The organism is Candidatus Kapaibacterium sp. (genome assembly GCA_023957315.1).
In the GTDB taxonomy this organism is placed as follows: domain Bacteria; phylum Bacteroidota; class Ignavibacteria; order Kapaibacteriales; family UBA2268; genus PGYU01.
On the sequence record JAMLHE010000003.1, the window covers coordinates 80,841 to 101,584 of the forward strand.

The window sequence follows — 20,744 nt, forward strand, 5'->3', positions numbered from 1 at the left end:
ATACAAAATATATTTATAGAATTTCTTTGAAATTTTTATCAATACGTCTCAAAACTGAGTTAAGTTCATCGCTTTGTATTGGTTTTTTTATCGTGGAATAAAACAAATGCATTTCTTCGTCAATTTTTAAACCGGAATGAACATTGCTTATGGCAATAATTGGAATATCGCGTGTGCTTTTGTTAAGCTTGATGTGCCTTGCAGCTTCAATCCCATTCATTCCTGACATTCTCAGATTCATAAAAATTAAGTCGGGTTTGATTTCAGATGCTAATACAATAGCACTTTCAGCTTTATCAGCTTCATAATAGCTTGCATTATACGACCTGAACATCTGTTTGAGCTTTTCTCTATCTAATTTTTGGTCATTCACCACAAGAATTGATTTGATGTTTTTCAAGATAAATCCCTCACTATGTACGTACTTTGTCTCTGAAGCTTTCTTCAATTTGATGAAAGGTATATCTACAAGTTTCAAGGTAAATGTTGAACCGACACCAACTTTTGAATCAATTTTCAATTCACCATTAAGCTTTTTGACTAATCGCGAGACAATTGCCAAACCCAAGCCTGCTCCTCCAAAACTCTTGCTATTATGCTCGTTTGCTTGTGAAAATATATCGTATAGATGAGCCTTATATTCATCGGAAATGCCCATTCCTGTATCAATCACTTGAAACTCAAGGTCTAATATGTTACTTCGTAGATTCTGAAATTCAACTTTTACAGTAACTGAGCCTTCGTGAGTAAATTTGATGGCGTTACCAATCAGATTGAATAGGATTTGGCGTAGCATAATTTCATCTAATCTCAATCTTACATTGACATCTTGATTGAAATTAACATTAAAATCAAGTCCCTTCATATTGATTTGAAAGCTGAAAATGTCGTAAATTTCATCAAAAACTTGTTTCAAATCAATTTCATCCACAACTACTTCAACTAATCCCGATTGTAGTTTAGATAAACTCAGTAAGTCATTGATTAATGAAAGAAGATTATTACTATTTTGTTTGATTATATTCAATCTTGAAATTTGATTTTCATCACCAATTTCGTTAATCAGAATATCCGAATAACCCTGAAATTGCATTAAGCGGAGTTCGGAATTCATGGCTGATATTTGAAATAAAATCTATCTTAGCACTCCGAGAAATATCGCTTTGGTTGTCATCTAAATCGTTCAAGTCACAAATTTCAAAAAGAATGAATTTGCTGCCATTTTGGGATATATCCTTAGATTTCACTTGTATAGTTCGAGCTATCGATTGTTTATCATTCAAATAAATCTGTAAAGCTCTCTGGTTGTTATCCGATTTCAATTCATTGTACGAATCACTTAACAACTCTCTTATAAAATCTTTGGAATACACTGAATTATCAATGATTTGTGATGCAGATGTATTGCAATAAATGACTGAAAAATCTTCATCAGTCACTATCATTCCTTGACTTGTTGAATCCAAGACAATATTTAGCAATTTTCCAATCATTAAATCATTAATATTTATAATCTTACAAATATAGTCAATAAGATTTATTTAGCATCACCATGTCTGCAATACATATAGCTGCAACAGCTTCTAAAACTGGCGGTACACGTAGTGCTATACAGGCATCATGACGCCCTTGTGTGCTCAATTTAGTTTGCTCTCCGGTTCTGATATCAATCGTATTTTGAGTTTTCGATATTGAGGAAGTCGGTTTAACTGCAATCCGAAAAACTATATCGTTGCCATTTGAGATGCCACCATTCACTCCTCCGGCATTATTAGTGGATGTCTTACCATCAGAATCAATTATCTCGTCATTCATAGCACTACCGCTAATTTTGGCAGATTCAAATCCTCTGCCGAATTCAATCGCTTTTATAGCAGGAATTGAAAATACTGCATGTGAAATGACAGATTCAACAGAATCGAAAAATGGTTCGCCTAATCCAATCGGAACGCCGGAAATAACGCATTCGACAATTCCACCAAGTGAATCACCGGATTGAATAGCATTATTGAGCACTTCATCATAATTTTTTTCACCGCCAATTTCAATTATTTGAGCTTGGATTTTGATTGAGCCAATCAACTTTTTAGCCACAACGCCTGCTGCTACTAAGGGTGCCGTCAATCTCCCTGAAAAGTGCCCACCACCTCGAAAATCATTGAAACCTTTGAATTTGATATGTGCAGTATAATCTGAATGTCCCGGGCGAGGAATGAATTGATTTTTTTCATAATCTCCGCTTCGTTGCTGATTATTCTCAAATGTTATCGTTAATGGCGACCCGGTGGTCTTGCCTTCATAAACACCTGACAACAATTTAGGAATATCATCCTCAATTCGAGTAGTTGTGCCTGTAATTCCGGGTTTGCGTCGGTCCAAATCTGCATGGAAATCATCAACATTCAGCGCTATTCCGGGTGGACAACCGTCAATCAAAACTCCAACAATAGGTCCGTGCGATTCGCCGAAAATGCTTACTCTAAATATTCTGCCAAATGTATTCATTTTGAGTCCAAATTTATTTTCTTCATATCATTCCAAAATTCAGGATAAGATTTGCTGACGCAGCCTTCTTCATCAATCGTAACTCCACGTTCAGATATCGCTCCTGCAACAGCAAAAGACATAACCAATCTGTGGTCATTGAAAGTTTGAGCAGTTCCGCCGATTATTTTTCCACCATTGATTTCAATAACTCCATCAATAATTTCAATCTCAGAGCCCATGTGCTTAAATTGATTGACTAAATTTGCCAGCCTGTCACTTTCCTTGAATTTCAGACGTTCAACGCCTTTTATAGTTGATTTACCCGAAATTGACATTGCCAATGGAATCAATGCAGGTACCAAATCCGGTGTATGAGTTGAATCATAATCGAATGCTTTAAGTTCTGATTTTTCAACAACAATGCTATCCTTTGTTAAGAAGATTTCTGCTCCAATCTTTTGTAATAAATCTAAAATTGCTCTATCAGGTTGGACTGAATCATGGTTCAATCCCTTAATTTCAATTCGACCGGTTATAGCTCCTAAGACCATTAAAAAAGCAGCCGCACTCCAATCTCCCTCAACGATGAATTCATTGGTTGGATTATGACTGATATTCAAGAGTTTGAATTTTGAATAATCAACATTTGCAAAACTAATATCCATGGATTGTAAAGTATCTAAGGTATAATCTATATATCCTTTACTTTTCAATGATTTAACATTAATAGTTTTGAAAATTTCCAGCTTTGAAAATAGGTACAAAATTCCGCTAAGATATTGCGAACTTACACTTCCATCAAGGCTTATATCTGCACCTACTGCCTGTCCGTGAGAAGTTATATTACAACTATGGTAATCGATTTCAATCGAAGCATTCAGCTGATTTGCAATTGCAGTCAAATCGCTAAGCGGTCTTTGAAATAAACTTTTTGTCCCGCTGAAGACAGTCTTTCCTTCAAAGCAAAGCGCCACTAATGGCAAAACTCTTGCACAAAAACCTGATTCACCAAGATGGATTAATCTGTCGGTTCGTTTAATTTCTCCACTTAAGATAGCACTTTCACTATCAAATTCAAGAGACTTGCCCCATTGTTTCAAAGCATAAATCAGCAGTATTGAATCTTCACAATCCGATAGATTTTTGATTATTATCTCCGAGCTTGTTAAAATAGAATTTAGCAAAAGCCTTTGTGAATGGCTCTTGGAAGGCGGTGCAGTTAAGATACCTTGAATATTAGAGCGTGTTACGAATTTCATTTTCGAGCAAATCTAATGTTTCATCAAGCTGATTGTTATGAATAATCATATCAGATGACTCAAAATAAGTATCAATCCTACTTTCGTAAAGTTCTGCGACGTTCCCGGTAAAGAGTGGTCGTTCCATGTTGTCAGTTCGTTCCAAAATATCACGTAAGTAATTGAAAATCCAAATACTATACCCGTTTGAGTTAATGATATCAACATTCGCAGAATTAAGTACAGTGCCACCTCCAAGTGAAATTATTGTTTTAGCTCGCAACGAAATTTCTTTGAGCGATTTACTTTCGATTTCTCTGAATCCACTCTCTCCAATGGAATTGAAAATATTGGAGATATTCATCCCCGTAATCCTTTCAATGTATTCGTCCAAATCTATAAAATCATAGTTAAGTCGAATCGCCAACTCTTTGCCAATTGTAGTCTTGCCGGATTTCATAAACCCGCTTAGGTAAAAATTGCTTTTTTCGTTGAATGCAGACTCATTAATGAATTCAAAATCGAGAATATCAATATCAATTGCATATTCAAATGATTTCAAGCCTTGTTGCTTCAACCATTCGAGTCCGTCTATATAAAGTTTGCTTTGAAATTGATTCAACCAAGGTTTATGATATATGGCATCAATTACAATCGAATCTTTAAAAAAGTTAGCAGGATAGTTGAAAGCTTTTTTGGGATGAGTGTTGATAATTAAATCAAATTGGCAATCTAAATTTATCAATTCATCAAACTTAAATACTTGATAATATTGGTTAATAGAATCACGTATTGATAATCCGAAAACTTCTTCAGCAAAATTTTTGAGGACATGGTAACTGATTAATGCTGTGTCACCACCACCAATTATGAGCGCTCTTTTGAATTTTGTTTGAGGCATTTGCTTCAATATTGTCGAAATTGCATATGTATCGGTATTCAGAGCGATTGCTTGAGATGAATTGAACAAAATCGTATTTACCAATTTAGTTTCAAATGCTGTAGATTGCATTATATGACCGAGTTTTGTTGCTTCGCTTTTGAATGGAGATGTAATGTTGATGTAATCAAGTTCCAGATAATTTACAAGATTGATAACATCATCAAAATCCGAACCGCATATTCGCGAATAATGACCATCCAACTCGCAAACTTGAAAAAGTTGATGAGCCAGCACAGGACTTAAACTGTGCAAAATTGGATTGCCTATTACTGCAGCTCTAATCATAAACCCATTACTTTCGACAATGTATCATATTCATCAATAGTCAGTTGCCCGGCACCCGTTTTTACTGTTTCATCAAGGGCTACATACGTAAATGGCGAACCAAGTACTAAGCACAACATTCGTGTAAATTTCATCGAATCTCCGGCTATAAACGAAATCAATTTACGATGAAAAAGCTTGAAAGTTGAGATATAATCCACGATGTACCTCCGCTCACTCTCAGAATACACGATTTTGATGAAGTCGCAATCAACTTGTTGAAACATGCCGAAGACATTCTCTAATTCAGCTTTTTGGGACAAATCCACATCGTGCTTTGATAAAATCAATTGGACTTCATTACTTCTCAATTTTGAAACAGATTCAATAGTTTTCGGATTGATAAGCTCCAAATCTAAATCAACAGCCATTACTTTAAGTGCAATTGCATTGTTAACAAAATTTTTCAAATTTGTTTCATCAACACTTTTGTCTGTCAAAATAAGTTTTCGTCTGTATTCGATTGGTAGAGAATTCAGTTGTTCGTAATTGAATTGAGCTAAGTCCTGCCTGAGCTCGACAAGCGGAAATCGCTCAAATAATTTCAAAAACAAATCAAGGTCGTTCTTTCCATAGCTTAAGCACTTCATGGCATACACTCTTAAATTCGATTATATCGGTGTTGAAAATATACGGCTCGCCTATTGCTTTCAGCAAAATAAATTCAATCTTATCGTATGATGCTTTTTTATCTTGGCTAACGATTTTTGCCACTTCATCAACAGCAAAATCATACTTATACTGCATATTATAGGCATTCACGATTTTGTAAAATGCCATTAATTCGTCGTTTGATATATTCCCTTTGAGATGCGAAAACTCCATCCCGAAGCTCATACCAATGCTAACAGCCTGTCCGTGCGAAATATTGTAGAGCAATTCTATAGCGTGACCCAGAGTATGCCCAAAATTCAAAATCTTTCTAAAGCCAACGTCAAATGGGTCATGAGCAACTATTTCACTTTTGATATTTGCAGAACGAGAAATGATTTTTTCAAATAGCGTTTCATCTTTCAAGATGGATTTCAAATCATTTTCAATAAGCCAATTGAATAATTTCTCATCATATATCAAACCGTATTTGATAACCTCAGCCATTCCATTGATTAATTCTTCGCGGGGCAGGGTGTTCAGAAAATACCTGTTAACATAGATATATTCCGGCGTTTTGAATGTACCGATAAGATTTTTTAAATTATGAAAATTCACTCCCGATTTGCCTCCGATTGAAGCATCAACTTGAGCCAACAAAGTTGTAGGAACAAGTCCCAACTTAGTGCCACGCTTATAAACGGATGCCAAAAATGCAGCTATATCGGTAACCACTCCGCCACCGACGCCCACAATCATTTGATTACGCCGTAAATTGAATTTCAGCAATTTTTTGATGATTGGTTCCAAGTTGCTCATTGATTTACTTTCTTCACCGCTTGGTATTTTGATAATTTTGTATGAATCAAAATGCGACTTGAAGTGTTTGTAGGCATTTTCATCAATCAAAAAAACATCGCCGTCAATATGACGGAGATACTCGAAATCATCATCGTGTTCAATTATTAACATGAAATCATCTAATTATTAGTTTCAAAATCCTTTCCAATTCTTGTGGAGAAATTGTCTGTGACGAATCCGACACAGATTCCTCCGGATTAACATGACATTCAATCATAAGTCCGTCTGCACCAAGCTCCAAAGCCGCTTTAGAAACAGGATAAACATAACTTGCTTTTCCGGTTGCATGTGACGGGTCAAAAATAACTTTCAAAGGCGAATTTCGTTTCAACTCGACAATAGATGCTAAGTCGGGAGTATAACGCAATTCTGATTCGATTTGTTCAAAAGAACGAATACCTCGCAAACAAAGCATAACATTCGGATTGCCCTCATTTATGATGTATTGTGATGCAAGCAAAAATTCATTAATTGTGGAAGCGAAACCTCGCTTTAGTATAACAGGCTTTTTGTCCTTTGACGTGCGACGTCCGACTTGTTTCAAAAAACCCGATGACGTCATATTCCGACTGCCGATTTGGATTATATCCACTTCGTCATAATGCTTTTCCAATTGCTCTGAATCAGTGAATTCGCTGACTACAAACATATCATACTTTTGAGCCGTTTCCTTAAGCAATCGAATTCCTTCGTTTTCGAGCCCCTGAAATGACATTGGCGATGTACGCGGCTTATAGGCACCACCTCTTAATAGTCTTATTCCAAGATTACTCAGTTTTTGAGCAACGCTATCCATTTGTTCGTGATTTTCTACAGTGCATGGTCCGGCAATTATAAAGGGAGTCTCCGCTAAAATTCTCTCAAGACTTAGATTTTGCAAGCCTGAAAACTTGAAATAGTCAATTTTTGAATAGAACAAAATGTCGCCAAAGATGTGCTCAATCTGAAAACTGTCAATTTGCTTATGAAATTTTGTTTTGAGCCTATTCAATATGTCCAGCTCTCTGTCGGAATCATAAATCGGAATTTGAGCATTGACTTTTTGTTGGATGATGCCGTCGGAATGAGCCTTCCTATTAATAAGCAACTGAACGATTTTGTCGTCAATGTTATCAATTTCTTGCCTCAATTTTTCAATATTATTAAACATAATTAATCTAATCGTGTTCTATGATATCAATAAGTTCGACTTCAAATGACAAAGACCTCCCGACGTAAGGATGATTGGCATCAATCAGCACACCATCTTCTTGGTTCTGAACTACTTCGACAGTTATCAATTCGCCCGATGGTAATTGCAGTTCAACTATGTCTCCGGGCTCGGGTTCAATGTCGAACACAAGGTCTTTCCTATCCACAAGCAATATAAAATCAGGATTATGAAGTCCATAAGCCTGTTCGGGTTCAATCGAAAAATTCCTTTTCTCGCCGATTCTCATACCTATAATATTTTCTTTCAAACCCGGAAGCAGCTCCTCGTCTATTAACAAAAATTCATACGGAGATGAATTGCTTGTGTTGTCAAAAATGAATCCGTCATCGAACATACCTATCAAATGAACAACTATTCTGTCACCTTCTTGAGCAATTTTCATAATTTATTTCTCATACAATAAAAAAATACAAATTTAATCTTTATTACAAAACGAATATACACAATTTAATGATTTAGGAAAAAAAAATATGGCAACTATTAATAAAACTTTTCAGACAACTGCAAGTGCAATGGAAATGAGGCACTATATTGACACGAAAATTTTGCCACAACCTGCTCTAAAACCTTTGTTGGAGAAGGTTACTTGGTCTGAGAACACTTTATACATTAATTCTAAGCTCGGAGACGGGCATATAATTTTGCGAGATAATGAAGTTGAAATTTTGATAGAGCTCACTCTCTTTGGCTCGATGGCAAAGAAAACTTTGGAATCTGCCATTGATAAAGAATTTAAGCAACTAAAATCTTAGTATCATTTAAAAATACGGCGGAGGAAAACTCCGCCTATGATTAAAATCAGCCCAAAGATTGATGTGGCTTGAATTGATTCGCCAAGCACTAAGTGTATCAAGATAAGCGATAAAAACGGCGACAAATAGACTATCATGCCTATTTGTGCATTGTTTTGCGATAGTTGTAAAGCTTTCATCCACAAAACGAATGTGACTCCCATTTCGAATAATCCGACATAGCAGGAACTCAGCAAAATTTCGGGTGATAAAGTTGGAATTGAAAAACCTCTGTATATGAAAATATAGATAGTTCCAAACAAAAAGCTCCAAAAGAGCTTGATTTCAACTGCTCTACTGTCTTTTAGATTCAAAATCCAATACACGCCCCAAAGCAATGAACTTCCAATAGCTAAAAATATTCCTACGGTGCTGTAATTTGTATCGTAAATCAACTTCCCGCCGGAGGCTATAACTGCAACGCCAAGCAATCCAAAGCCGAGAGATAAGAATTCTACGGCTCTGATTTTTTGTTTCAGTACAACTATGCTCAATATCGAAATAACAATCACCCAACTGTAATTGAGCGGCTGTGCAAGTTGCGCCGGCAGCAAATCATATGCTATGAATAGCACCAGATAGTATAAAAAAGGGTTAATTAGTCCGGCTAAAGCCGATTTGGCTAAATCAACGGGCTTGGGCAATTCGAATTTGGTCTTTTTGGAAAAAAGAACGTAAATGCCAAAGAAAATGGTTGAAAAAAATACCGACAAAAAGAGCAAATCATCCGGAGATTGATATTCCAAAGCAATCTTGAATGCAGTTGCAACTGTTGACCATAGAGCAACAGCAGCAAATGCAAATAAAATTGATTGCGACTTGTTTGTCAATGCTTTCTCGCTTTATTAGTTAAATTTGCCCGAATAAGGTATATCGCAAACAGAATTGTCAATAAGTCTCGTTTTGCCCAGATAACATGCGATTAGCAGTACAATTTTATCGCCCGGAAAAAAGTGTTCCGGCTCTTCCAAAGTTTCCGAAAGAGCGGATGCAACATAATCAATCCTAATATCAGTCACTTCTTTCAACACTTTCAACATATGCGAATTGATGATTTTGCGGTCTGTCTGCCCTATTGAAATCACTCTTTTGGCTTCCTCGATTGCTTTGAAAATTATTCCCGCTTTGGCTCGATGTTCGGCTGATAAATATGAATTTCTCGAACTCATAGCTAATCCGTCGTGCTCTCTAATTGTAGGGGCAATTATAATTTTTATATCAAAATTCAAATCTACAGTCATACGCTTAATCAATAAACATTGTTGGTAATCTTTCTGACCAAACACTGCAAAATGCGGTTTTGTACAATTGAACAACTTTGCTACAACAGTGGCAACTCCGCTAAAATGAGATGGGCGGCTAACACCCTCGAATTTATCGGTCACGCCATCTACTTCAACTTTTGTGTTATAGCCAATCGGGTAAATCTCTCTCACATCAGGAATGAACATATAATCAGTGCCGTTGCTTTCGGCTAAATGGCTATCTCGCTCAAAATCACGCGGATATTTTTCGAAATCTTCGTTTGGAGCAAACTGCTTTGGGTTTACAAACAAAGTTGTGATAACAACATCAGCATTATTCTTGGCAATTTTTATAAGCGAAGTATGCCCTTCGTGAAGATAGCCCATTGTGGGAACTACTCCGATTGTTTTCTTTTCGAGCCTAATTTTATCGCAAATTTGTTGCATTTCGGCAACGGTTGTAATAATTTTCATTGTTTAGTCCTGTTCGTTGAGTTTGACAGGCGTTATCCTGCCGTTAGTTGATGAAAAAATATAATCTATAAATGTATCGGATGATGATTTAAAAATCTTAGCTTTAAAAATAACATTTTCCGAGTATGTTTCGGTTGATTCTATAGACAAATCGGCAATCAATCTTTTAATCGTGGATACATCTGTGTATTCACAGCATATTTCAAATGTATCGGTCAGATAAACCGCTTCTTTTGAGCAAAGTTCGAGAGCGGATTCCGCAGCTTCTCCATAAGCACGGACTAATCCACCTACTCCAAGTTTGGTACCGCCGAAAAAGCGAGTTACAATAACCAAAATGTCCGTATAATTGAATTTTCCGATTGCAAAATAAATCGGTTTACCTGCTGAGCCTGAGGGCTCTCCGTCATCGGAGTATCTGTACAAATCACCTTTGGCTCCAATCTTAAAAGCAAAACAATTATGCGAAGCATCGTAAAATTCATTTCGGATTTTGGATAGCTCATTGTTTGCTTGTTCTACATTACTTACCGGAATAACTGAGGCGATAAAATCGGACGATTTTACTTTTATAGCATTTCTTACCGCACTCTTTACAGTATAATATACATCAATATCGTCTATATATTTTTTCATTTTATAATGATGGTGATTGGAGTAATTGATGAAAATTGGAATCGTGTGTTATCCCACTTTTGGTGGAAGCGGAATTGTAGCTACGGAACTTGGACAAAAACTTGCCGAAAGAGGACATCAGATACATTTCATTAGTTACGCAGCTCCGATGCGTATGGAAAAATTCAGAGAAAACATTTTCTACCACGAAGTTGACGTATCGCACTACCCTCTTTTCGAGTTCAACCTCTATACTCTTGCTCTGACAAGCAAAATTATTGATGTCGTCAAATTTGAAAAATTGGATATTATCCATGCCCATTATGCAATTCCTCACGCTATTAGTGGAATACTTTCAAAACAAGTTCTCTCAGATACAAAAATAAAACTTTTAACCACATTACACGGCACTGATATAACATTAGTTGGTCTCGAACCTGCTTTTCATCCTTTGGTAAAGTACTCTTTAGACAATTCAGACGGGATTACAGCCGTTTCCAACTATCTCAAAAATAATACTCTGCAGCATTTCAAAATCAACAAAGATATTTCGGTAATTCATAATTTCATCGACCCGGAATTGTACAAACGCAAAGATTGTTCAGAAATTAAACCTGCAATTTGCCCAAAGGGTGAAAAAGTTTTGATTCATATCTCCAATTTCCGTCCGGTAAAACGAATAAAAGATACGGTGTTGATTTTAAATGAAGTCTTGAAAGAAATGCCTGCTAGATTAGTTCTCGTTGGCGATGGTCCTGAAAGAGGCGAAGCTGAAAAATTGGCGAGAGAACTTGGAATCGCCGAACATGTTAAGTTTTTGGGTAAGCAGCACGCTTTGATTGAACTTTTGTCTTGTGCTGATGTTTTCTTGTTGCCGAGTCAATCTGAAAGTTTCGGATTGGCAGCATTGGAAGCAATGAGTTGCGGAGTGCCGGTTGTTGCTTCAAATATCGGGGGAATTCCTGAAGTTGTTGCACATGGCGAGACGGGATACGTTGCAGAATTCGGAGATGTAAAGCGTATGTCAAAATATGTAATCGAATTACTCACCAATAAAAGAAAGTGGGAACTTTTCTCAGAAAATTCAAGGCGTCACTCTGTCGAAAAATTCAATACTAATATCATAATTCCCCAGTATGAAAAAGTATATGAAGAATTGCTTTAGAGCTAGTTAATTTATAATTTCAGCCAAAGGAAAGTAAGCACCTCAGAATCAATTTATTGTTAATTAGCAAGCAATATTTATGACATCAATCAGATTTTTGTTAAATTTGTTGTTTATAATTAACACTATTTGGAAAATTTTTATGTTTAAAATCATAGTATCAATAATTGCTCTAACATTTTTAGTAATTTCTTGTTCGCCGAAAGAACAAGAAAAAATTGAGGTCAAGACAATGGATTTATCATTAAATCAAAGCAATCTCGGGTTTCGAAACATGTCTGCTTTAGACTTATTTTCGACCAAAAGATTAGGCGAATTCAAACTCTCACCCGACGGTCAATGGATTGTGTATCGCTTGTCAATGCCTGCAATTGCCGATAACAAAATCTATGGCGACCTTTATGCAATGAAGCTTGACGGTAGTGAAACAATAAGATTAACAGAGGATTTATTCTCTCAATCAAATTTAATCTTTTCTCCCGACGGTTCCAAATTAGGTTTCATATCCAACTCAGAAGGTAGCCAACAGTTTTATGCAATGGATTTCCCAAAGGGAACACCCCAAAAAATCACATCAATGGAACAAGGCGTAGCAAATGCAGCTTGGTCGCCGGACGGCAAACACCTTTATTTTACTGCTGATGTGCAAATCAAACCAACTCTTAACGAAATGTATCCTGATTACGACAAAGCCAACGTCAAAATTTATGATGAATTGCCAATCAGGCATTGGGACACATGGACAGATGAAAACAAGAGCCACTTGTTTGTACAAAACTTAGAAGGTGGCACTCCTAAAGATTTGATGGAAGGTGAAATTTACAATACACCTCTAAAACCATACGGTGGTGCTGAAGAAATTTGCTGGGGACAAGACAGCAAACACATTGCCTATACTTGTATGAAAGTTGACAATTTCGTCATGAGTACAAATTCAGATATTTATATTGTAAATATTGAAACCGGAAATACAGTCAATATCAGCAAAGAAAACATGGGATACGATAAGGTGCCCTTATATTCACCCGATGGAGCTTACATTGCATATACTTCACAAGTCAGACCTGGTTTTGAATCCGATAAGCCGCGTTTGGTTGTATTCGAGTTGGTTAGTGGTACAATAACCGATATAAGCATCAATATCGACCAATGGGTAAGTGAATTTATATGGGCAAATGATAGCAAATCTTTGTATTTCGTAGCAACAGATTCAGGTAGTTATAACATTTTCAATGCTGATTTAAACGGTAATATTACTCGTATTACTAACTATAAAGAAAAATTTGGAGGTGGGTTGCAAATCACTCCTGACGGGAAAAATATTATTACCGCAAGAGAGACATTTACAAAGCCTAAAGATTTGGTTTCGATAGACATCCAAAGCGGTCAATACACTACTTTGACAAATTTCAATGCCGAATTATACGAAAAAATCAATCCAATTGCTGTTGAAGAAAGATGGGTAACCTCATTTGACGGCAAAAAAATCCATTGTTGGGTGCTTTATCCACCACAATTTGACCCTACCAAACCACAACCAATGATAACTTATTGCCAAGGTGGTCCACAAAGCATGTTGAGCCCGAACTTCCATTACCGATGGAATATGTATATGTTTGCATCGCAAGGTTATGTTGTATTAGCAACAAACCGACGCGGAGTTCCGGGATTCGGACAAGAATGGAATGATGCTATTAGCCTTGATTGGGGCGGATGGGCAATGAATGACTTATTGGCAGCAACCGATGATATATCAATTGAACCATACATTGATTACGACCGTAGAGCTGCTATTGGAGCAAGTGCCGGTGGATACGCAGCATTTTGGCTTGCAGCACACCACAATAAACGTTTCAGTGCCTTTCTCTCGCATTGTGGTGTATTCAACTTTGAAAGCATGTATGGCTCGACCGAAGAATTGTTCTTTTCAAATTGGGAATATGGCGGTCCGTATTGGGACCCCAAGCATAAGCCAAATTATGACAAAAATTCACCTCATAATTATGTAAGCAAATGGGACACACCAATATTGATTTCAACTGGCATGAAAGATTTCAGAGTGCCTTACACACAAAGTCTTGAAGCTTTTACGGCTGCAAAAGCTCAGGGAATACCTGCTGAAATATTGATATATCCCGAAGAATCGCATTTTATTCAGAAACCACAAGAATACTTGATTTGGGCTGATAGAGTATTCTCATTTTTAGATAAATATTGTAAAAGCAAGTACATATTTGCATTGTTTTGCATAAATATGCTAATAAATGTCATAATAATTGAATTTTATTTTTTATTGTACTAAGAATTGATTATATTTGTAATGCTTAAATAGCTTTTTAGGATTTCTATTTGCATTTAGAGCATTTTGTTTTTATTTTTTTTGAGTATAAACTCAAGTTTTTATTTTTGTATTATTTTTTTTTCAAAAGGGTTTTCTATGAATATTTATGTTGGTAATTTGAATTACAGAACTAGTGAAGAGTCTCTTAGACGTTTGTTCGAAGAATACGGAGAGGTTCAATCAGTCAAACTTATAACTGACCGTGAAACCGGCAGACGCAAAGGCTACGGCTTTATCGAAATGGACAATGATGGTGGACAAGCCGCTATTGACCAATTAAACGACAAAGAATTTGATGGAAGAAACATCAAAGTTAACGAAGCCAGACAAAGAGATTAATCTAATCTTTCGTTTATCCTAAGACTATTAAAGCATTCGGCTCTCTATTGAGAGCCTTTTTTTTGATATTTTGCGATTTTCTTCGGAAATTGACATTTTTTTTACTATTTTTAAGATTGTGATTAGAAACTTCTTGGGGAATTGCTATGATGAAAATATTACTAACTTCATTTTTGCTTTGCTTTGCATCATTTGTTGATTTGACAGCCCAACAGCCGGGCAATTTTCACGTGGATAACGGAAACTTAGCAGGTTCTTTTGCAGACGGAACCCGAGACAATTGGGAAGAAACTGTTATCATACGCGCTCCCGCTCCCGGGCAAATCAAAAAAGTGTTCATTTATCTCACGGGCTCAGTTGCCAAAAAGGACACAATTTGGATTGTTGGCGACCCAACCGACGGACCAACATTTCCGCCATCAATTTTTTGCAGATACATAAATTCATTTGCAGGCTTTATTGTTGAATATACAGGTTCGCAAGGTTGGTACGAATTGGATGTTGAGTATTTGAATCTGAAATCCGGCGGTATCAACTCAATCGGAGTTCAACACTTAATCAAGCCGGGCGGACCCTATTTCGGTGTGGATACAAAAGCACAAGCCGCAGACAACGTAACAAGCTTTTTAGCCGATGTTTTTCGACCAAATACTCAGTTTTATAATTTGCGCGGTACAATTGCCGGCGCCACACCGGGCTCATATATGGCAGGTGTTCAAATCGAATATGACAATGTTGATTCTGAGGGCAAGCCATTGCCTGCTCCCAGCCCAAGTTTAATTGATGTTACAGTCGAAGCAGGACTCGTTGATAATGCCGGCAATCCGATTAAATCTGCAATCGCAAGTGTTGCCGATTGGAATAATGATGGTCGGGACGATATTGCAATTGCCGGAGGACATTTTTTCAAAAATAACGGAAACGGCACATTCACAAATGTATCGAGTAGCATAAATGCACCGAATTCAGGCACAATTTGGGGCGATATTGACAACGACGGCTATTTGGATTTTTTCGCAGTTCGCGGATGGGGCAATGACAAAATTTATTACGGAAATGGCGATGGCACTTTCACCGAGGACACTGACCCGACTGTAGTAATAAATGCACCTACTGTATCGCCGATGTGGATTGATTATGATATGGACGGATTGTTGGATTTATTCATAGCTTATGGTCGGAAAGAGGAAGGCGGGACTGAAACTTTTTATCCCGACCAATTATTCAGAAACTTGGGAAATAGGAAATTTGAGAATGTTACTGCAAAAGCAGGTATTGCTGCCGGTGAACCTGCACCCTATTATGATTGTTGGGGAGCAAGCATAACTGATTATAATGACGATGGATTGCCGGATATTTTTGTTGCTACTTATCGCTTAGCACCCGATTTGCTCTTCCGAAATAATGGTGATGGTACTTTTACAGAAGTTAGCGCAACCACAGGTGCACGCGGTGTTGCTACAAGTTCGCCTCAACATTTCGGTCATGGTATGGGTTCGGATTGGGGCGATTATGACAATGACGGTGACCTTGACTTAGTTGTTGGCAATTTGAGTCATCCTGACGAAAGAGCTTTGTGGTCCAACCGTTCATTAATATTAGAAAATAAAATCAACGAGAATAATAGATTCGAAGATGTTACCGAAAAATCAAGACTCCAGAATTATGAAATGAATGCCGGTGCTGTTTGGGTTGATATTGATAATGACGGATATTTAGATTTAGTCCATTGCCAATACGCATACTATGCAAAAGATGCCGGCAAAGCAAAAAATACACGTTTTTACAGAAATTTAGGTGCTGATTATTCTCACCAACTCGAAGATAATACTTGGCAATGGGGTGCATATATTCATGGGGCATGGTCGCCTGTCAGGATTGATTACGATAGAGACGGCAAAATGGATATACTTGTTGCAAGTTCAAATGATTATGTTAAGTTATTCAAAAATAAGGTTGCTCAGAATTCCAATTATATCAATTTCATAATAAAGGGAATTGCCGACTCTAATGTGAACTCAACCGGTTACGGCAGCAAAGTCACAGTTGATATTGGTTCAAAACAATTCCATAGATTTCTCCCGGGTTCAGTTCTAAATGCCAGAGCCTCACAAAGCAGCAACGATTTGCATTTCGGTTTGGGCGACGCAGAAAGCATTGTGAGTGTAGTTGTGAAATTTTCTGATGGACAAGAACTATTGTTCGATGATTTGCTTGTCAACAAAACATATATGATTGATTATGATGGCAATGTAGATTTGGTTCCTCAAGCCGGAGGCACGAGCGTAAGCGAAAATCTTGCCAATCGCCATGTAAGCATTTTTCCCAATCCTGTAAACGGAAATTCAACAATTGAATATTTCGTTGTGAATGCAGGTGATGTGCAATTAAGTATTTACGATATGTCCGGAATTGAAATCATGAATCTGAAAAATGAATTCACAGAATCGGGCACTCATCAATTAAATTTGAATGGAAAGGATTTGCCGAACGGAGCATATGTTTTGAGATATACTACGAACAATGTAATTTATTCGTTCAAATTCATTGTTGCGAATTGATAGTGAAACGTTTACTTGCGGCTGAAACTCGAAAGACGCATCAGAATCAGGTCTTGTAAATTTTGTGCAGTAGTCAACGGGGCAGTGAAGTTTAGCATCATAATCGAAAATGCAAGCACTTCATTGTCCCTTGTAGTAACGTATCCACAGATTGATGATATGTTGTTCATTGAGCCGGTCTTAGCTTTCACGTTATTTTCGGCACGGCTGCGTTTCATTCGCCTCAACAAAGTTCCTTCTTCGCCGGGCTCAGCAAGAGTTTTGACAAATTGTTCGCGATAATTTGAACGGTAAATATTGTTCAACAAAGTGACAAAATTTCTTGGAGTGAATAGGTTAAACCTTGACAAGCCCGAACCATCAACAATCCTAATATTATCTGAAGTTATGCTGTTTGACTTGAGATATTTTAATAAATAATCAGTGCCTTTATCAAATGAGCCCTCACCTTGAGTTTCCTTAGCAAGTGTTTTCAACAACATTTCAGCACAAAAATTATGGCTTTCAGCATTTACGACTTTCAGAATTTCAAGTAAAGGTGGCGAGACGTGAGTATAAACCGGGACAAGATTCGTATATAAAATTGGATTTTGCGACATCGAAATTGGCAACAAGGCTCCATTATGCCTTATACGGAACTTTGACAATGACGATTTAAACAATTCTAAGAAAAACATTGTCGGATTGTCAATAGCGATTTTTTGAATATGAGTCCTTTTTTTCGTAGAATCAAATGTGATATTACCATAAATTTCGATATAATTGCTTTTGAAATCTCTTGCCGTGATTATATCTGTGATTTTGTCAGGTTCACTTGTCATCACATAATTATAAATACGAGCCAAGTTATTTTCAGGTATGACACTATATTTAGATAAAGAATTCACCGAATCACCCGGTGTAATCACTAATGAAATCGAATTGTCATTAATCGAAAGTGCGCTGATTTGAGCTGAGAATGTGTACATAAAATCGTCCCACGACCAACCGGGACCATAATAAATATTATCAAAATATGAATCATCGCCTATAATGTTTCCTTTGATGGTGCTGATACCGAGAGAATCCAATTGTTTTGCGAAAGCTTCAATAATTTGAATTGGTTCGGCATAGAAATACTCCGACATGGTTGGGTCACCCGAACCACGAATTATAACATTGCCGTGGTATTCGCCATTTTCGTGAATAACACCATCCAAATACATATTAGTTTGAAAGCGAAAATCAGGTCCGAAGTAATCAAGAGCCGCAATAGAAGTAACAATCTTGATAGTTGATGCAGGTATCAGATTCTTTGATTCGTTCAGTCTATAAAACATCTCCCCCGATTCGATTGATTGGACACATGCTCCAATAATAGCGTTGGACATGTCGGGGCTTTCAATCAAAGCGTCCAAATCATTCCTAAGCTCCTGCAAAGGATTGACCTGTGGCACTGAATCAACGCTCACTTGGGCAAATATACAAGACGTATAAACATTACCCACCAGCATTATCAGAAATATGAAATTACATAATTTGAACATATTTACAAAATTTTAAATTTATCAATGATTCAAAAATACTATTAAATTTTCAAACCAAATTCAATATACATATAAGCATTTCGTCACAAAGCAATATGAAATTTCGGATTTCGGAATTTCATTATTTTGTTATGTTTAACAAATTGTTGAAATTACAATTATGAGTCAAGTATCTACAGAGCAATCGGGAACATTTGAATTTAGAGCGGAAATGAAGCAATTGCTCAATATAATCATTCACTCATTATATACCAACCCAGAAGTTTTTCTCCGTGAATTAGTATCAAACTCCTCTGACGCACTTAATAAGGTACGATTCATGAAATTGACCGATTCGAACATCATCAATCCTGAAAGCGAACTGAAAATCAGCATTCATGTTGATAAAGACGCCAAAAGTCTGACAATCGAAGATACCGGAATCGGTATGACTCATGAAGATATGGTCACACATTTGGGTACAATCGCAAAGTCAGGAACATCAGAATTAATAAGTAAATTAAAAGAATCCGGTAAGAGCGTTGATGCAAATCTTATTGGTCAATTCGGTGTAGGCTTTTACTCAGTTTTTATGGTAACTGACGAAGTTGTAGTAGAATCAAGACACGCTGCTGAAGATTCCAAAAGTTATAGATGGAAATCAAGTGGCGAATATGGCTTCGAGATTGACCCAATTGAAGACAGGAATCGCGGTACAAGTATAACATTCAAGCTGAAAGAGGAATATCACCACTTTGCTGATGAAATGAGCATTAAGCAATTACTTAAGAAGTATTCTAACTTTGTTGATTTCCCGATTTACGTGAACGATGAAGAAGTCAACAAGGTTCAAGCACTTTGGCACAAACGCAAGGATGATATTTCAACTGAGGAACTCAATGAATTTTACAAATTTATAAGTGGTGATTACCAAGAACCTCTTACCCATTTGCACCTCAATCTCGAGGGCAACATAAATTTCAAAGCACTTCTTTTCATACCACAAATAGCTCCGGCAAACCTTTTTCGCGATATAACCGACAAAAACTTACATTTATATTCGAACAAGATATTCATCCAAGACGACCCTAAGGATTTATTGCCCGAATATTTGCGTTTCATACGCGGTGTGGTTGATACTGAAGATTTGCCTTTGAATGTGTCGCGAGAAGTGACGCAGTCAAGCCCGGTAATGGCGAAAATCAAGCAAATCATTACAAGCAAAATGCTGGCTCATCTTGACGAAATGTCATCAAAAGAACCTGAAAAGTACGACAAATTCTTCAAGCAATTCGGTGCCTTATTCAAAACGGGCGTCAATCAAGATTACACCAACAAAAGCAAAATTGTAGAACTATTGCGCTTTGAATCTTCAAAAACTGCATCGGGAGAGTTCACTTCTCTTAATCGTTATGTGTCGAATATGAGAACTGAACAAAGTGAAATATTCTATATAATGGGTAATTATCGAAACGAAGTTGACCGCAACCCGAATATGGAATATTTCAAAAAGCACGACATTGAAGTGCTTTATTTGCTCGACCCTGTTGATTTGTTCACCATACCGTATATTTTCGATTATGATGGAAAAAATCTTATATCAATCGAAAAAGCAGATATTTCCATACCTGAAACCAAATCTGAAAACGAGAATCCGGAAAATGACGATGCTAAAACTATAATCTCGTTCGCTAAAGAAGTGTTGGGAGATAAAGTCGAGGATGTCATTCAATCTAAACGATTAGTGGATTCTGTAGCGTCATTAGTTGTAGGGAAAAATTCTTTAGACCCGCAGATGGAAAAGATGATGAAAATGATGGATAAGGAATTTATAGCCTCTAAGAGAATTTTAGAATTGAATACGGAGCATCCGATTTTGAAAAATTTATCGGAAAAACTTAGCTCCGAAGCGGATAATGAGATATTGAAACTTACGATTTTACAGATATTTGATATTGCAATGCTGAACGATGGGCAATCCATAGAGGTAAGCGAATTTACAAAACGTGCTAATGAGATGATGTTGCACGCTACAAATAGGATCTAAACTAA

Annotated in this window: 19 protein-coding genes; 6 read left to right on the forward strand and 13 right to left on the reverse strand. The window is 36.8% G+C overall.

What is annotated here, in order from left to right:
* Nucleotides 1–13: 13 nt before the first annotated feature.
* From M9949_03800 to M9949_03840, 9 genes are read right to left on the reverse strand one after another with little or no spacing between them, the layout of a single operon-like run.
* A complete protein-coding gene (locus M9949_03800; protein ID MCO5250529.1) occupies nucleotides 14–1,114 on the reverse strand; it encodes an ATP-binding protein in 1,101 nt (366 codons plus the stop codon).
* The gene (locus M9949_03805) at nucleotides 1,059–1,493 is read right to left on the reverse strand and encodes a hypothetical protein (GenBank protein MCO5250530.1); all 435 of its coding nucleotides are present in this window, start codon (nucleotides 1,491–1,493) and stop codon (nucleotides 1,059–1,061) included. The genes M9949_03800 and M9949_03805 overlap by 56 nt, the downstream gene beginning before the upstream one ends.
* A 34-nt stretch (nucleotides 1,494–1,527) precedes the next feature.
* Nucleotides 1,528–2,505: a chorismate synthase gene (locus M9949_03810; GenBank protein MCO5250531.1), complete on the reverse strand. Its 978-nt coding sequence runs from the start codon at nucleotides 2,503–2,505 to the stop codon at nucleotides 1,528–1,530.
* Nucleotides 2,502–3,746: a 3-phosphoshikimate 1-carboxyvinyltransferase gene (aroA, locus tag M9949_03815; protein MCO5250532.1), complete on the reverse strand. Its 1,245-nt coding sequence runs from the start codon at nucleotides 3,744–3,746 to the stop codon at nucleotides 2,502–2,504. Before aroA ends, M9949_03810 begins: the two co-directional genes overlap by 4 nt.
* Complete coding sequence (locus M9949_03820; GenBank protein ID MCO5250533.1) at nucleotides 3,724–4,953, reverse strand: hypothetical protein; 1,230 nt, start codon at nucleotides 4,951–4,953, stop codon at nucleotides 3,724–3,726. Before M9949_03820 ends, aroA begins: the two co-directional genes overlap by 23 nt.
* Entirely contained in the window at nucleotides 4,950–5,582 is a 633-nt protein-coding gene (locus M9949_03825; protein ID MCO5250534.1) for a type I 3-dehydroquinate dehydratase, read from the reverse strand. The genes M9949_03820 and M9949_03825 overlap by 4 nt, the downstream gene beginning before the upstream one ends.
* The gene (gene aroB, locus M9949_03830) at nucleotides 5,548–6,555 is read right to left on the reverse strand and encodes a 3-dehydroquinate synthase (GenBank protein MCO5250535.1); all 1,008 of its coding nucleotides are present in this window, start codon (nucleotides 6,553–6,555) and stop codon (nucleotides 5,548–5,550) included. The genes M9949_03825 and aroB overlap by 35 nt, the downstream gene beginning before the upstream one ends.
* Nucleotides 6,556–6,559: 4 nt before the next feature.
* The gene (locus M9949_03835) at nucleotides 6,560–7,594 is read right to left on the reverse strand and encodes a bifunctional 3-deoxy-7-phosphoheptulonate synthase/chorismate mutase (GenBank protein ID MCO5250536.1); all 1,035 of its coding nucleotides are present in this window, start codon (nucleotides 7,592–7,594) and stop codon (nucleotides 6,560–6,562) included.
* A 7-nt stretch (nucleotides 7,595–7,601) separates the two neighbouring features.
* Nucleotides 7,602–8,039: an FKBP-type peptidyl-prolyl cis-trans isomerase gene (locus M9949_03840; GenBank protein MCO5250537.1), complete on the reverse strand. Its 438-nt coding sequence runs from the start codon at nucleotides 8,037–8,039 to the stop codon at nucleotides 7,602–7,604.
* Between the two features lie 88 nt (nucleotides 8,040–8,127).
* On the opposite strand from M9949_03840, the gene M9949_03845 reads away from it, so the two are divergent.
* The gene (locus M9949_03845) at nucleotides 8,128–8,409 is read left to right on the forward strand and encodes a polyhydroxyalkanoic acid system family protein (protein MCO5250538.1); all 282 of its coding nucleotides are present in this window, start codon (nucleotides 8,128–8,130) and stop codon (nucleotides 8,407–8,409) included.
* Nucleotides 8,410–8,411: 2 nt separating this feature from the next.
* On the opposite strand, the gene M9949_03850 is transcribed toward M9949_03845, so the two are convergent.
* Genes M9949_03850 through M9949_03860 form a run of 3 tightly spaced genes read right to left on the reverse strand, consistent with a single transcriptional unit; the run spans nucleotide 8,412 to nucleotide 10,802 of the window.
* Nucleotides 8,412–9,278 (reverse strand): DMT family transporter, encoded by an 867-nt coding sequence (locus tag M9949_03850; GenBank protein MCO5250539.1) that lies wholly within the window; start codon nucleotides 9,276–9,278, stop codon nucleotides 8,412–8,414.
* A 15-nt stretch (nucleotides 9,279–9,293) separates the two neighbouring features.
* Nucleotides 9,294–10,166, reverse strand: coding sequence for a pantoate--beta-alanine ligase (gene panC, locus M9949_03855; protein ID MCO5250540.1), 873 nt, complete (start codon nucleotides 10,164–10,166; stop codon nucleotides 9,294–9,296).
* Between the two features lie 3 nt (nucleotides 10,167–10,169).
* Nucleotides 10,170–10,802: a YigZ family protein gene (locus tag M9949_03860; GenBank protein MCO5250541.1), complete on the reverse strand. Its 633-nt coding sequence runs from the start codon at nucleotides 10,800–10,802 to the stop codon at nucleotides 10,170–10,172.
* A gap of 28 nt (nucleotides 10,803–10,830) precedes the next feature.
* On the opposite strand from M9949_03860, the gene bshA reads away from it, so the two are divergent.
* From bshA to M9949_03880, 4 genes are all read left to right on the forward strand, one after another.
* Entirely contained in the window at nucleotides 10,831–11,946 is a 1,116-nt protein-coding gene (bshA, locus tag M9949_03865; protein MCO5250542.1) for an N-acetyl-alpha-D-glucosaminyl L-malate synthase BshA, read from the forward strand.
* A 142-nt stretch (nucleotides 11,947–12,088) separates the two neighbouring features.
* Nucleotides 12,089–14,248 carry a S9 family peptidase gene (locus M9949_03870; GenBank protein MCO5250543.1) on the forward strand — a complete coding sequence of 720 codons (2,160 nt, stop codon included), beginning with the start codon at nucleotides 12,089–12,091 and terminating at the stop codon, nucleotides 14,246–14,248.
* 135 nt (nucleotides 14,249–14,383) lie between these two features.
* Nucleotides 14,384–14,626: an RNA-binding protein gene (locus tag M9949_03875; protein ID MCO5250544.1), complete on the forward strand. Its 243-nt coding sequence runs from the start codon at nucleotides 14,384–14,386 to the stop codon at nucleotides 14,624–14,626.
* Nucleotides 14,627–14,772: 146 nt separating this feature from the next.
* A complete protein-coding gene (locus tag M9949_03880) occupies nucleotides 14,773–17,187 on the forward strand; it encodes an FG-GAP-like repeat-containing protein (GenBank protein ID MCO5250545.1) in 2,415 nt (804 codons plus the stop codon).
* 11 nt (nucleotides 17,188–17,198) lie between these two features.
* On the opposite strand, the gene dacB is transcribed toward M9949_03880, so the two are convergent.
* Nucleotides 17,199–18,638 carry a D-alanyl-D-alanine carboxypeptidase/D-alanyl-D-alanine-endopeptidase gene (gene dacB / locus M9949_03885; GenBank protein ID MCO5250546.1) on the reverse strand — a complete coding sequence of 480 codons (1,440 nt, stop codon included), beginning with the start codon at nucleotides 18,636–18,638 and terminating at the stop codon, nucleotides 17,199–17,201.
* A gap of 235 nt (nucleotides 18,639–18,873) precedes the next feature.
* Between dacB and htpG the strand changes: the two genes are divergently transcribed.
* Nucleotides 18,874–20,739: a molecular chaperone HtpG gene (gene htpG, locus M9949_03890; GenBank protein MCO5250547.1), complete on the forward strand. Its 1,866-nt coding sequence runs from the start codon at nucleotides 18,874–18,876 to the stop codon at nucleotides 20,737–20,739.
* Nucleotides 20,740–20,744: the final 5 nt, after the last annotated feature.

Bases quoted from the DNA above. Each gene is read 5' to 3' on its own strand.
- M9949_03800 (MCO5250529.1), bottom strand. From the start codon at position 1,114: ATGAATTCCGAACTCCGCTTAATGCAATTTCAGGGTTATTCGGATATT.
- M9949_03805 (MCO5250530.1), bottom strand. From the start codon at position 1,493: ATGATTGGAAAATTGCTAAATATTGTCTTGGATTCAACAAGTCAAGGA.
- M9949_03810 (MCO5250531.1), bottom strand. From the start codon at position 2,505: ATGAATACATTTGGCAGAATATTTAGAGTAAGCATTTTCGGCGAATCG.
- aroA (MCO5250532.1), bottom strand. From the start codon at position 3,746: ATGAAATTCGTAACACGCTCTAATATTCAAGGTATCTTAACTGCACCG.
- M9949_03820 (MCO5250533.1), bottom strand. From the start codon at position 4,953: ATGATTAGAGCTGCAGTAATAGGCAATCCAATTTTGCACAGTTTAAGT.
- M9949_03825 (MCO5250534.1), bottom strand. From the start codon at position 5,582: ATGAAGTGCTTAAGCTATGGAAAGAACGACCTTGATTTGTTTTTGAAA.
- aroB (MCO5250535.1), bottom strand. From the start codon at position 6,555: ATGTTAATAATTGAACACGATGATGATTTCGAGTATCTCCGTCATATT.
- M9949_03835 (MCO5250536.1), bottom strand. From the start codon at position 7,594: ATGTTTAATAATATTGAAAAATTGAGGCAAGAAATTGATAACATTGAC.
- M9949_03840 (MCO5250537.1), bottom strand. From the start codon at position 8,039: ATGAAAATTGCTCAAGAAGGTGACAGAATAGTTGTTCATTTGATAGGT.
- M9949_03845 (MCO5250538.1), top strand. From the start codon at position 8,128: ATGGCAACTATTAATAAAACTTTTCAGACAACTGCAAGTGCAATGGAA.
- panC (MCO5250540.1), bottom strand. From the start codon at position 10,166: ATGAAAATTATTACAACCGTTGCCGAAATGCAACAAATTTGCGATAAA.
- M9949_03860 (MCO5250541.1), bottom strand. From the start codon at position 10,802: ATGAAAAAATATATAGACGATATTGATGTATATTATACTGTAAAGAGT.
- bshA (MCO5250542.1), top strand. From the start codon at position 10,831: ATGAAAATTGGAATCGTGTGTTATCCCACTTTTGGTGGAAGCGGAATT.
- M9949_03870 (MCO5250543.1), top strand. From the start codon at position 12,089: ATGTTTAAAATCATAGTATCAATAATTGCTCTAACATTTTTAGTAATT.
- M9949_03875 (MCO5250544.1), top strand. From the start codon at position 14,384: ATGAATATTTATGTTGGTAATTTGAATTACAGAACTAGTGAAGAGTCT.
- M9949_03880 (MCO5250545.1), top strand. From the start codon at position 14,773: ATGATGAAAATATTACTAACTTCATTTTTGCTTTGCTTTGCATCATTT.
- htpG (MCO5250547.1), top strand. From the start codon at position 18,874: ATGAGTCAAGTATCTACAGAGCAATCGGGAACATTTGAATTTAGAGCG.